Annotated in this window: 11 protein-coding genes; 1 reads left to right on the top strand and 10 read right to left on the bottom strand. The window is 70.1% G+C overall.

Going from position 1 to position 12,688, the window contains the following annotated elements:
- Positions 1-11 precede the first annotated feature (11 nt).
- The 10 genes from ASF30_RS14980 to ASF30_RS14935 all read right to left on the bottom strand — a co-directional run bounded on the left by ASF30_RS14980 (position 12) and on the right by ASF30_RS14935 (position 12,034).
- Positions 12-899, bottom strand: coding sequence for a DUF4397 domain-containing protein (locus tag ASF30_RS14980; protein ID WP_157497434.1), 888 nt, complete (start codon positions 897-899; stop codon positions 12-14).
- 220 nt (positions 900-1,119) lie between these two features.
- Entirely contained in the window at positions 1,120-1,842 is a 723-nt protein-coding gene (locus tag ASF30_RS14975; protein WP_055908257.1) for a histidine phosphatase family protein, read from the bottom strand.
- A gap of 44 nt (positions 1,843-1,886) precedes the next feature.
- Positions 1,887-3,113 carry an aminotransferase-like domain-containing protein gene (locus tag ASF30_RS14970; protein ID WP_055908254.1) on the bottom strand — a complete coding sequence of 409 codons (1,227 nt, stop codon included), beginning with the start codon at positions 3,111-3,113 and terminating at the stop codon, positions 1,887-1,889.
- Positions 3,110-4,912 (bottom strand): dipeptide ABC transporter ATP-binding protein, encoded by a 1,803-nt coding sequence (locus ASF30_RS14965; protein ID WP_082467851.1) that lies wholly within the window; start codon positions 4,910-4,912, stop codon positions 3,110-3,112. The genes ASF30_RS14970 and ASF30_RS14965 overlap by 4 nt, the downstream gene beginning before the upstream one ends.
- Positions 4,909-5,781 carry an ABC transporter permease gene (locus ASF30_RS14960; protein WP_055908251.1) on the bottom strand — a complete coding sequence of 291 codons (873 nt, stop codon included), beginning with the start codon at positions 5,779-5,781 and terminating at the stop codon, positions 4,909-4,911. The genes ASF30_RS14965 and ASF30_RS14960 overlap by 4 nt, the downstream gene beginning before the upstream one ends.
- Positions 5,778-6,803: an ABC transporter permease gene (locus tag ASF30_RS14955; RefSeq protein ID WP_235480347.1), complete on the bottom strand. Its 1,026-nt coding sequence runs from the start codon at positions 6,801-6,803 to the stop codon at positions 5,778-5,780. The genes ASF30_RS14960 and ASF30_RS14955 overlap by 4 nt, the downstream gene beginning before the upstream one ends.
- Positions 6,804-6,820: 17 nt before the next feature.
- On the bottom strand, positions 6,821-8,476 hold the full coding sequence (locus tag ASF30_RS14950; RefSeq protein ID WP_055908249.1) for an ABC transporter substrate-binding protein: 1,656 nt from the start codon (positions 8,474-8,476) through the stop codon (positions 6,821-6,823).
- The gene (locus ASF30_RS14945) at positions 8,473-10,023 is read right to left on the bottom strand and encodes an FAD-binding oxidoreductase (RefSeq protein ID WP_082467849.1); all 1,551 of its coding nucleotides are present in this window, start codon (positions 10,021-10,023) and stop codon (positions 8,473-8,475) included. The genes ASF30_RS14950 and ASF30_RS14945 overlap by 4 nt, the downstream gene beginning before the upstream one ends.
- A 258-nt stretch (positions 10,024-10,281) precedes the next feature.
- The gene (locus ASF30_RS14940; RefSeq protein ID WP_055908247.1) at positions 10,282-11,259 is read right to left on the bottom strand and encodes a patatin-like phospholipase family protein; all 978 of its coding nucleotides are present in this window, start codon (positions 11,257-11,259) and stop codon (positions 10,282-10,284) included.
- A 160-nt stretch (positions 11,260-11,419) separates the two neighbouring features.
- Entirely contained in the window at positions 11,420-12,034 is a 615-nt protein-coding gene (locus ASF30_RS14935; protein ID WP_235480346.1) for a dihydrofolate reductase family protein, read from the bottom strand.
- Between the two features lie 131 nt (positions 12,035-12,165).
- Here ASF30_RS14935 and ASF30_RS14930 point away from each other — a divergent pair, with 131 nt between their 5' ends.
- Complete coding sequence (locus ASF30_RS14930; RefSeq protein WP_055908241.1) at positions 12,166-12,618, top strand: SRPBCC family protein; 453 nt, start codon at positions 12,166-12,168, stop codon at positions 12,616-12,618.
- The last annotated feature ends 70 nt before the right edge of the window (positions 12,619-12,688 follow it).

Genomic DNA, 12,688 nt, shown 5'->3' with positions numbered 1-12,688 from the left:
GCGACCCGCAGTCAGGAGCGCAACGCGGCCGCGGCCGCCTGCACGAGCCCGGTGACGAAACGGCCGATCGCGGCGAAGGGGTCGGCATCGGCAGCGTGCCGCGCGGCATCCGTCGTCGACGCGAACGTGCCGGCGCCGCCGGCATCGCGCAGTCCACCGCCGCCGGTGTCGAGCGAGCCGTCGGGGGCATCGCCAGCCCCGGAGCTGTCGAGCACGGATGTGATGGTGAGCCCGCCCGAGGCGTTGTCGAGGACGAACAGGGTGTTCACGGTTCCCGGCGCGAGGGTCACCGAGGTGTCGTAGGAGGCTGATGGAGCCGTGACCATGAGGTTCCACGGTCCGACCGGAACGTCGGCGTAGGCCGAGGCCGAGCCGGCCTTCGCGTCCGTCGCGATCGGGACGCCAGTCGTCGTGGCGACGTCGAGGTCCTTCACGCGGGTGGAGGCCTGGATGACGCGGATGCGCGCCTCGCCGGTCGCCGGGCCGCTGAGGTCGTCCACGAACACGGTCGTCCGCAGTGATTCGTTCAGGCCGTACGCCACGACTGTCGTGGCCTGGCCCGCCGTGATGGTGGGCTCGGTCGAGATGGCCGGTGACGTGCCATCGGGCGATCCGGCCGGCACCATCGTGAGCTCGTAGTCGCCGGCGGGCACAGCGGTGTACGGCGAGACTTCGCCGTAGGAGACGTCGTGCAGGTCGAGCACGGGGCTGCCCGCAGAAGCCGGCGTGAGCGCCACGTCGACCGCCCTGGTGTCTGGGGAGAGGTGGCCGATGCGGATCCATCCGTCGTCGGCCGAAGCCGCGTTCGCGGGCGCCGCTCCGAGCCCAACGAGTCCGGCGATGGCGAGCGCGGCGACTCCGCAGACGATGATGCGTCGGGTGCGGTTCGTTCTGGTCATGGTGGCCTTCTCCTGATCGGCGGTAAGCGAGTGGAGCGACAGGACTGATGCGTCGGGCGCAGCACGTTCCGGTGCGCCGGTGTTCGGGTACCGGCGCACCGCTGAGGCGTGGCCTCAGCCGACCGTGGGCGAAGAAGGGCAGACGTCTGCGGTCATCACGGTGTTCGTAGCCGCAGACGCATCGGTTTGGGGCGGATGCCGTCGCTGACGCGTGCCCGAGCTAGTCGACGACCGAGCCCGACGGCTCCGGCAGCTCGCCGAGGGTGCGCTTGATCGGGTCGACCGCCGACTCGTCGATGAGGTGGGGGCCCATGACGGGCTCGGAGTGCCAGTCGATGAGGGTCCAGTGGCCGGTGGCATCCGTGTCGAGAGTGACCAGGCCCGTGTTGTCGAGTTCGTGGGTGGCGGCGTAGTCCCCGTCGACGTTCCGTGCGCGGGATCCCGCCCAGGCGCGGATCGCCATGCCGTGGCTCACGACGAGTGCGCAGGCGGCACCGGATGCCACCACGTCGGCGATCGCCGCGTCAAAGCGGGCGAAGAACGCGTGGCCGTCGGCGCCGCCGGGGATGCGCCGGTCGAGGTCGCCGGCCGCCCAGGCGAAGGCTGCCTCGAGATAGGTGCGCACAGACTCGGGATCGCTGCGGTCCTCGAGGGCTCCGGCCTCGACCTCGCGCACGCCGGGCAGTACCGTCGCGCGCAGGCCGAGGTGCTGAGCTATGGGCACGGCGGTCTGCTGGGTGCGCAGCACTGTCGAGACGAAGAGGGCGTCGGGGGTCCGGGCGTGCGGAAGCTGCAGCCCCGGGGCGAGTCCGGCGAGAGCTCCCGGAACCTCCTTGGCCTGCTGCTCGCCGAGCTCGGTGAGGCTGGGCCCCGGAGCATCGGTGTCGAGCAGGCCGAGCACGTTCGAGGAGGTCTGGCCGTGGCGGAGGAGTAGCAGACGCATGGTGCGAGCGTAGACCGGGCGTGCGGCATCCGTCCCCTGCGGGTTCAGTCGAGCTGCCTCCGCAGCGCACGACCCAGGCGGGCGGCGGCCTCGTCGAGCTGGGGCTCGGGGATGTGGCCGTAGGCGAGGCGCAGGTGGCGGTCGGAGTCGGTTCCGGGGCCGGAGGGGAAGAACGATCCGCGCTGGTACTCGACGCCCTCGGCGCTGGCATCTGCGGCCAGGCGATCGGGGTCGACGGCGTCGTCGGTCAGGCGCGGCCAGAGGAAGAGGCCGCCGCCGGGGAGGACGGTCTCGAAGGATCCGGGTGCCTCGCGCTCGAGCGCCGCCACCAGACGTTCGGCGCGGCCGCGGTAGAGCCGACGTGCGCGCTGGAGCGTGCTGTCGAACAGGGTGGGCTCGGCCGTGACGAGCTCGCCGACGACGGCCTGCACGAAGGTGGAGCTGTGCGAGTCCTGGCGGCTGCGGAGCGCGGTGATGGCCGGGCGCAGCGGCTCGGGCACGACGATCCAGCCCAGTCTCAGGCCGGGTCCGAGGGTCTTGGTGAAGGTGTTCACGTGGATGACGTGATCGGAGGAATTGAAGGCGTCGACGCTCTCGGGGGCATCGCCGAACCACAGTTCGCGGTACGGGTTGTCGGCGTAGACGATGAAGCCGTAGTGCTCGGCGAGGTCGACGAGTTCGCGGCGGGCCTCGGCCGGCAGCGTGCCCTGCGATGGGTTGTGGAAGTCGGGCACCGTGTAGAGCGCCGCGGGGCGGGCGCCGGCGCGCAGTTCGTCGCGGAGATGCTCGATGTCCAGTCCGTCGGAGCCGACGCGGATGGGCAGGATGCTCGCGTCGGCGAGCTCGAGACCGCGGAGGAAGAGCGGGAAGATCGGGTTGTCGACCGCCACGAGGTCGCCGCGCTCGAGGGTGGACTGGATGGCGAGCGACAGGCCGTGGAAGCCGCCGTTGGTCACGACGATGCGATCGACCGAGACGCCCTCGCGCTCGGCGATCCACTCGCGCAGTGGCGAGATGCCCTCGGTGCGCGAGTACTGCAGCGCCGGGAGCCCGGGCCTGGAGAGCACGCGTGCCGTCGCCTCGGCGAGCTCCGATGCCGGGAGCACAGCGGCGTCGGGGATGCCGCCGAGCAGTTCGATCGCATCGGTGCGGCGATCACGCAGAGTGGCGTCGCCGAACCCCTTCGGTGCCGTGAGGGCGGCGATGAGAGCCGGGGTGCGGGTCGGTGCTGGCTCGAGGGGCGGTGCTGCGAGGGTGTCGAGAGTTGTCATCGTGTCGCTTCCTTCGGTGCTACGGGAACGAGGGGGATCGCGTCGAGCAGCGATCGGGTGTACGGATGCTGCGGCCTGGAGAAGATCGGCTCGACGGGCCCGGCCTCCACGACGAGTCCGCGTTGCAGCACCGACACGGTGTCGGCGAGCTGGCGCACCAGGGCGAGGTCGTGCGAGACGAACAGGTAGGTGAGCCCGAGCTCGCGCTGCAACCGGGAGAGCAGCTCGAGGATGCCGGCCTGCACGCTCACGTCGAGGGCCGAGGTGGGCTCGTCGAGAACGACGACATCGGGACGCAGCACGAGGGCACGGGCTATGGCGACGCGCTGGCGCTGGCCGCCCGACAGCGTGGCGACGCGACGGGGAAGGACCGCATCCGTCAGCCCGACGGATTCGAGGGCCTCGAGAACGCGGCCGGAGCGTTCAGAGCGGGTGCCGATGCCGTAGCGCACGACGGGTTCGCCGACGATGCGGCCGACCCGCCAGGTGGGATCGAGCGAGGTGAACGGGTTCTGGTAGACGAGCTGGAGGTGGCGGCGCACACTGCGCAGCTCCTTGTGCGAGCGGCCGTGCACCGGCTCGCCGCCCACCAGGATCTCGCCGCTGTCTGGCTGCTCGAGTCCGAGCAGCAGGCGCACGGCCGTCGTCTTGCCCGACCCCGACTCGCCGACGAGGGCGTGTGTGCTGCCGCGCGGGATGGAGAACGACACGTCGTCGACGGCGACCACGCTCGTGCCGCTGACCGTGAACCGCTTCGAGACCGAGCGCACCTCGATCTGCGCGGGCGCGGCGGATGCAGCGGGCGCGGCGGATGCGGAGGTCGCGGCGGATGCTGCGGGCGCGGCAGGCGCTGAGGGGATGATCGCTCGTTGCCGCCGATACCGCTCGGGGTTCAGGGCCGGAACGTCGGCGCGGAGGCTGCGGGTGTAGTCGGAGCGCGGGTCGGCGAACACATGGCTCGAGCGACCGCCCTCCTGCACGGCGCCGTCCTTCAGCACGACGATCGCGTCGGTGCGTTCGGCCGCTATGGCGAGGTCGTGCGTGATGAGAAGCAGGCTGATGCCGAGGTCGCTGCGCAGCTCGGTGAGCATGTCGAGGATGCGCTTCTGGATCGTCACGTCGAGGGCTGAGGTGGGTTCGTCGGCGATGATGAGCTTCGGATGCGGCAGCACCGTGAGCCCGATGAGCACGCGCTGCAGCATCCCGCCCGAGAGCTGGTGCGGGTAGGAGTCGTAGACGCGCTTCGGATCGGGCAGCCCCACCTGCTCGAACACCTCGAGGATGCGCGCGCGGCGCACCTCGCTGGTGCGGCGGGCGCCGTCGAGCCTGTCGGCGCCGAGCCTCTCGGTGCCGAGCAGGGCTGCGGCCTCCTGCGCCTGCGACCCGATGGTGCGCACGGGGTTGAGGGCCGAGCTCGGATCCTGCGGGATGTAGCCGAGCTCGCGCCCCCGCAGCGGCCTGAACTGCTTCTCGGGCAGCCCGATGAGTTCCCGATCGCCGAAACGGATGCTGCCGGTCACGGTGGAGTCGTCGTGGTGGAGCAGGCGCAGCACCGTCTTCGCGATGGTGGACTTGCCGGACCCGGACTCGCCGATGAGGGCGACGCTCTCGCCACGGCCGACGGCGAAGTCCACGCCATGCAGCACCGGGGTCTGGCCGAACGAGACCGACAGGCCCTCGACGTCGAGGAGCGCGGGGAGGGGTGCGAGCACGGGCGGCTGCGCGGGTGCCGGAGCGGCCGTCGGAGGAGCGGCATCCTGTCGCCTGATGGCAGGGGCGAGGGGCGGTGAGATTGTCATGATGTCTTCCTCATCCAGCGGCTGATGCGGTTGACCGAGAGCACTGTGACCACGATCACGACGGCCGGGGCGTAGACCAGCCAGGGAGCAGTCGGGTAGGTCTTGCCCGAGGCGACGAGCAGGCCCCACTCCGACGACGGGGGCGGATCGCCGTAGCCCAGGAACGCGAGCGAGGCGATGATGAGGATCGAGGTGCCGAACTGCAGCACGGCCAGGGCGACGACCGACCTGTAGGCGTTCGGCAGGATGTGCTGCAACAGGGCGTGCACGCGGGTGCCCCCGCCGAGGTACGACGCCTCGACGAAGACGGCGTTGCGCCCCTTGATCACCTCGGCGCGGGTGAGTCTGGCGAAGACCGCGACGGCGGAGACTCCCGTGGCGATGGCGGCGTTGATGGTCTGGAAGCCGAGCGAGCTCACGATCACGACGGCGAGCAGGAAGCCCGGAATGGCGAGCAGCACGTCGACGAGGCGGCCGAGGGCCGAGTCGACCCAGCCGGCCAGGAAGCCGCTGGCCAGGCCGATCGCACCGCCGATGACGAGGCCGATCAGCACGGCGACGAGGGCGCTGGTCACGGACGCCGCCGTGCCGTGGACGACCCGGGCGAACAGGTCGCGTCCGAGGTAGTCGGTGCCGAACCAGTGGGCGGCGCTCGGAGCCGCGAGCTTCTGCGCCGTGTCGCCGGTGACGGGGCTCTGCGCTGTGAACACCCCGGGAACGAGCGACCACAGCACCACGACGAGCACGATGAGGAAGGAGATGAGCACTGTCGGCGGGATGCCGAGGGTGACGCGGCGGGCGACGGATGCCGCGGCGCGAGGTGCGCTCGGCACCCGGGGTGACGTGAGGCGGGGCAGGGTTGCGGTCATGCCGTCACCAGCTCTCGGCGGGCCGACTGCAGCTGGATGCGCGGATCGAGCAGCGGTGAGACCAGATCGGCCAGCAGGTTGACCGTGACGAAGACTATGGCGGCGAGCGACACCACGGCCTGCAGCACCGGCAGGTCCTGGCTGGTCACGGCCTTCTGCACCACGACGCCGATGCCGTCGCGGCCGAAGATGGTCTCGGTGATCACGGCGCCGCCGAGCAGTTCGCCGACGATGAGTGCGACCATGGCCACCGCCGGGAGCATCGACGGCTTCACGAGGTGCTTCGCGAACAGGCGCGTCTGCGTGAGGCCGCGCGAGCGGGCGACGAGGGCGTACTCCTGTCGCGACTCGTGGTCGAGATTGGCGATGAGCACCTCGGCGAGCGGTGCCGACACCGGGATGGCCAGGGTGATGGCGGCGAACAGGGTGGCGGCGGCGCTGTTCGGGTCGATCGTGGTGAACACGTTGAGCCTGAACGCGAAGATCTCGATGAGCACGAGGCCGATCACGAAGTTCGGCACCGACAGGAAGAACGACGGGAACGAGCGCAGCACCGAACGGGCGCGCGCCCACGGCAGGTGCTGCGAGCCGTAGGCGATGGCGACGGCAAGCACGATCGAGACGCCGAGAGCCGTGACGGCCAGAGCGAGAGTCGACGGGAGGGCGTCGCCGATGAGCTGGCCGACGGGCAGGTTCGACTGCAGCGAGACGCCGAGGTCGCCGGTGAGGAAACGCCCGAGCGAGAGCGCGAGCTGCACGATCACCGGCTTGTCGAGCCCGTAATAGGCGATCGTCGACTCGATGTCCTCCTCGCTGAGCCCGTTCTGCGGGTCGCGCAGCGAGTTGCTGATCGGGTCACCGGGCAGCACGCTGATCACGAAGAAGGTCAGCACGTAGGCCAGCAGGATCACGACGGCGGCCTGCGCCGTGCGACCGCCGGCGTAGCGCAGATAGCGATGCCTCATGGTGGGTCCCTTTCGAATGCGGGTGGTGACGGATGCCGACCCGGTTGAGGTCGGCATCCGTCAGCCGTCGATGGCTACTTGTTGATCCACGCGGTGTAGAAGTTCGCGTAGGCCAGGCCGTTGTACTCCACGCCCTCGATGGCGGGGGAGATGAGGTACAGGCGCTGGATGAGCTGGACCGTCGGGATGGAGTAGGCCTGCTCGAGCACGTACTGCTGCAGCTCGTCGGCGACCTTGGCCCGGGAATCCCGGTCGGAGGCGCTGACGATCTGGTCGGAGAGGTCGTTGAGCTTCTCGTCGCTGGTGCCGAGGCTCCACCAGTCCTCGCCGCCGTTCTGGCCGGTCAGGACTCCGGCGACGGTTCCGACGTCGACGAAGCTGCGCGAGGTCTGGAACAGCGGCGGCTTGCTGGCCTGGATGGCCGCATAGCCCGACACGTCGACGACCTTGAGGTTCACCTTGATGCCGATGCGCTCGAGCTGCTGGGCGATGAGCTCGTCCTCGGCCTGCGTCGACGGCACGTACGGGTTCGGCGAGAGCGTGAACTCGAGGGTCTTGCCGTCCTTCTCGCGGATGCCGTCGCTGCCGGCGACCCAGCCGGCGTCGTCGAGGGCCTTCGTGGCGGCGTCGGGGTCGTAGGAGATCAGGTCGCTGTAGTCGCCGGCCTCCGGGACGTTGCCCTGGATGAAGGTCGTCGCGGCCTCCCAGTCGCCGGTGTAGACGGTCTTCACGATCTCGTCGCGGTCGATGCCGTGTTGGATGGCCGTGCGCACGGCCGGGTCGTTGGTCGGGAAGACGCTGGTATTGGCCTGGAAGCCGTCGGTGAAGCCGAGGTACTTCGGTGTTCCGACGGTGAAGCCCTGGTCCTTCAGCGAGTCGATCTCCTGCGGCTCGATGTTGAACGCCACGTCGGCCTGGCCTGCTGCGACGGTGGAGGTGCGCACCGAGGTGTCCTTGATCACCTTGTAGGTGATGGTGTCGAGGTAGGCCGGGCCGGTGTGGCCGAGCGCCTCCGGGCCCCAGTCGTAGTCCTTGCGCTTCTCGAGCACGTAGCTGTCGCCCTGCTTGAACGACTTGACCACGAACGGACCGGAGCCGATCTCCTTGCTCAGGTCGGCCTGCTCGTCGACGGAGAGCGCCAGGGTCTTCGGCGACAGCAGGATGGTGCCGTGGTAGGCGAGAGTGGGGATGAAGCTCAGCGTCGGAGCCGAGAAGGTCACCGTGACCGTCGTCGGGTCGGTGGCCTCCGCGCTGACGTAGTTCGTCGACGGGAACAGGCCCACCTTCGTGATGCCGCGATCGGGGTCGCCCTTCGCCCAGGTGTCGATGTTCTCGACCACGGCGTCGGCGTCGAGCGCCTCGCCGTCGGAGAAGGTGACGCCCTCCTTGAGGTGCAGCACGAACTTCTTGGCGCCGTCGAGCTCCTCCCAGCTCTCGGCGATCCACGGGCTGAGGGTGCCCTTCGGGTCGACGTAGACGAGCTTGTCGGTGATCTGACCCCAGAGGTTGCCCTCGTAGCTCGAGATGGCCGTCTTGCTCGGCACCCAGCCGGCGTCGTAGCCCTGGATGAGGAAGGTGAGGTTGCCGCCCTCCTTCGGTTCTCCGGATGCCCCGGCCGAGTCGGATGCCGCCCCACTGCCGCACGCGGCCAGGAGGAGCGAGGCTGTGGCGGCGATGGCGATCGCGGCGGTGATGCGCGCTCGTCGTCGGGTGAGGTGTGGTGCGGTCATGATGTGCGGGTCTCCTTGGATGGTGTGCGTGATGCAGCTGTGTGGTGGTGCTGGGCGGGGTGGGGGTCGAGGTGCTGGTCGGTGCCCCGGCGTGCCGGAGAGATGGCCTTGCCCGGATTGAGGATCCGGTCGGGGTCGAGGGCCGCCTTGACGGCGTGCTGCGCCTCGAGGCTGCGCTGCGAGAGCTCGAGGGCCGACCAGTCGAGCTTCACCGTGCCCACGCCGTGCTCGCCGGTGACGGTTCCGCCGAGGGCGAGGGCTATGCGCACGAGTTCGGTGGCGGCATCCTGCAGCTCCGCGGGAGGCGTGGTCTCGCCGGGTGCCTTCGCCCGGGCGATGAGCGGATGCAGGTTGCCGTCGCCGGCGTGCGAGACGGCGGAGACGCTCACGCCGAAGCGGGCCTCCAGCACGGGGAATGCCGCGTAGATCTCGGGCAGTCGCGACTTGGGCACGGCGATGTCCTCGCCGATGAACCAGCGATCGGCCGGGAAGCCCCGGCCGTGGCGGCGGAGGTGCCAGAGAGCTGCGGCATCCGTCTCGCTCTCGACCCTCACCCTGGCGCCGACGCGGGTCAGCGCTGCGCTGAGGTCGGCGGTCTGCTCGTCGATGCCGTAGCCGTCGAGCTCGATGAGGATCAGCGAGCCGCCGCGCTCCCGCAGGGCCGTGTGCGAGAAGGCGTCGATGCCGACCAGGCTGGGCTCGTCGAAGAACTCGATGACCGATGGGCGCACGGGCGAGAGGGTGATGGCGCCGAGGCCGCGGGTTCCGGCATCGGTGCTGTCGAAGAAGGCCGTGATGGTGCGTCGTGTGACGGGCACGGGGCGAAGGCGAACCGTGGCGCTCACGACGATGCCGAGCACGCCCTCCGAGCCGACGAACAGCGAGGCCAGGTCGAGCCCGGTGACGCCCTTGATCGAGCGGTGTCCGACCGAGATGAGGCTGCCGTCGGCGAGGACGACGTCGAGCGCGAGAACGGATTCGCGGGTGACGCCGTACTTGGCGCAACGCAGACCCCCGGCGTTGGTGGCGATGTTGCCGCCGATCGAGCTGATCTCGAAGCTGGCGGGGTCTGGCGCGTAGAACAGGCCGAAGGGCTCGAGCTCGACGTTGAGGTCGGCGTTGATGACGCCGGGCTCGACCACGGCGACCTCGTCGAGCGGCGAGATCTCGATGATGCGATCGAGCCGCTCGGTGGAGATGACGAGCTGGGCCGTGCTGGCGGATGCCCCGCCCGACAGGCCCGAGCCCGCACCGCGGGGCACGACGGTGACGCCGTGCGCTGAAGCGGCTCGCACGAGCTGCTGCACCTCGGCGGCCGACGCGGGGAAGGCGACGGCGGGGCCGACGGGTGCTGACGGGGCCGTCGGCTCTTCCGGTGCTGCCGGCGCCGTCGCCCGGTCGTGGCTGTACAGCGCGGTTCCGGCCGACGAGGGCCAGACCTCGATCTGCGGATGCCGCGCGGCGAGGTCGCCGACGAGGGCTGTGACGGATGCCGTGGCTGCAGCGGTGGCTGCAGCATCCGTCGCACGGGTGTCGAGTGTTGTCACCGTGGGGTCCTGTCCGTCGTGTCGTTGGCTGGGTCGTCGCGATCGGGGATGATCGGGCTGCCTCGGTGAGGTCACCGGAGGCGGGTGGTGACGATTGTTCAGCTCACGCGACGCTCGGCGTCGGGACGGTGACACAGTTGTTCAGGGCGCGTAACACGGCGTCAGGGTGCTGGCCGGATGGGGGTCCGGCGTGCAAGCGCGAGGCCGGGCCCGCGCTCGTGGAGGCCGGCCGAGTGGTCTCGACCGGCCTCGCGTGGGTCAGCGCCAGAAGGCGGTGAGGCTCTCGGCGAGAGCTCGACCCTGTTCGAGACCGGCTCGGGCGGCGGCCGGGCGGAGCGATGGATTCATGGCGTTGCCGCCGAACAGGTGATCGGCCTCATCGTCGGGAACCACAGTCTCGACGGTGCTGCCGCCGGCGCGGAGGGCATCGACCTGGGTGGCCAGGTGCGTGCCCCACGCGAACGGATGCAGCGACCTGCCGCCGAGCGGTGACAGCACCAGTACGCGGGCGAAGCCCGCCGCCAGGTCGGCGTTCTCGGCGTTGGCCCTGTAGCCGCCGTCGATGTACCGGCCGTCGCCGATGGCGTACGCGGAGCCGCCGCCCGAGGTGCTGGCGGCGACGGCGTCGACCAGGTCGACTCCGCTGCGGCCGTCGAAGACGACGGGCTCACCGGTGACGGCGTCGACTGCCGTGATGAGGGTCGTCCGCTCCGGCCACAGCTGCCCGGGCAGGCGGGCGGCGACGATGGCGCGCCAGCGCGCGGAGCCGGAGCCATCCGTCTCCGCGTCCCTCGCGAGAGCAGTGGCGCCGATCGTGCGGCGCATGTCGGCCAGGTCGTCGGATTCCGCGATGATTCGGCGGAATCGTTCGAGATGGTCGGCCACCGGGTTCGCGGCGACGGGTGCGGCGGGTGCCGGTGCGGCAGGTGCGGGTGCGGCGGGTGCCGGTGCGGCCGGCGCGGGCCGCTGCAGGGGCGGCGCGTCCAGCACGGCGGCGAGCAGCTCGGTCGGAGTCGCTCCGGCCAGCTGGGCCGCCGCTGTCGCGCCGGCTGAGGTGCCGATGGTCAGGTCGGCCGTCGTCACGTCGAGCCCGGCCTCGAACAGGCCGGCGATCACGCCGATCAGCCAGGCGTTGCCCGTCGAGCCGCCGCCGCCGAGCACGAGGGCTCGCTGGCCCGGCTGGATCCGCCCGGTGGCGTCGATCACGGGCAGAGGAGAGGAAGAGGATGTGTTCATGGGAGTCGCCTTTCGCGATGTGCGTGGCGGGCGCTCCGGGTTGCGACTACCTCAGTCGCTCGATCGTGGACTTCAGGGGAGCGCCCACTGTGGATACTGCGTACATGGGTCTCACCTCCTGACGACGACAACGATCGCTGGAACGTTAGCACGCCGGGCGTCAGCGCGGCGCATACCGTGCCAGGGTGATGCCCGTCGCCGTGGTGAGGCTGCTGAGCAGGGTCAGGTCTTGGCGTACGCCGTCGAACATTCGCTGTCCACATCCGAGCAGGAGCGGATGGACGATGAGCACGTATTCGTCGATGAGCCCGGCGGATGCCAGTGCCCGCACCAACTCGCCGCTGCCGAGGATGGACAGGTCGCCGCCGGCGCTCGCCTTGAGCTCGGCGACGGTCTGCACGGCCTCGCCGGCCACGAGCGTGGAGTTCTGCCAGTCGAACTCGAGCGACGGGTCGCGGGAGACGACGAACTTCTCGGTGCGGTTGAGGTGTTCGGTGAACGGGTTGCCGTCGCTCTGGTGCGGCCAGAAGGCCGCCATGCCGTCGTAGGTGCGGTGTCCGAAGAGCATGGCGCCGTTGCGTGACATGCCGGCGCCCATCTCGGCCTGCAGCTCGGGGTCGGCGCCGGCACCGACGGCCCAGCCGCCGAGAGTGAAGCCGCCCCTGTCGTCCTCCTCGGCCGACATCGGCGACTGCATCACGCCGTCGAGTGAGATGTTGTTGGTGACCGAGATGCGACGCATGAGTCGAGTCTCGTCCTCGGGCCGTGTGGGCACCAGCCCCTCCGCGTTGCTGGGAAGTCAAGGCCTAAAGCTGCGAGCCATGGGTCCGTAGCGTCGTGAGCAGAGGCATCCGGTGCCGAGTGCACCGACCTCATGAACCACCAACCGGAGGAGACAGCCACACCATGGCCCAGGTAATCGAAACGATCGACGTCGACGTTCCCGTGACGACTGCGTACAACCAGTGGACGCAGTTCGAGTCGTTCCCCAGCTTCCTGCACTACGTCGATGCGATCACGCAGACCGACGACACCCACAGCCACTGGACCGTCACCATCGCGGGCCAGACCCGCGAGTTCGACACCGAGATCACCGAGCAGCACCCCGACGAGCGTGTCGCGTGGAACAGCACGGACGGCGAGGTGAACCACGCCGGCGTCGTGACGTTCCACCGCCTCAGCGACCTCACCAGCCGGGTCACCGTGCAGCTCGACTGGGAGCCGACCGGAGCGGCCGAGAAGGTCGGATCGGCGCTCGGCTTCGACTCGCGCGCCGTGAAGAAGGACCTCGAGAACTTCAAGGAGCTCATCGAGAAGCAGGGCACGGCCGGCGGAGCCTGGCGCGGCGAGGTCGCGTAGCCGCCTCGTTCGTTCAGCATCGCAGCGCCGTCCGGCATCCGGGCGGCGCTGCTGCGTACCAGCGAGACGA

The sequence above is a fragment of the Leifsonia sp. Leaf264 genome, assembly GCF_001422325.1.
Lineage (GTDB): Bacteria > Actinomycetota > Actinomycetes > Actinomycetales > Microbacteriaceae > Orlajensenia.
The sequence above is the reverse complement of the archived record's forward strand: the minus strand, read 5'-3'. Positions and strand labels throughout refer to the sequence as shown.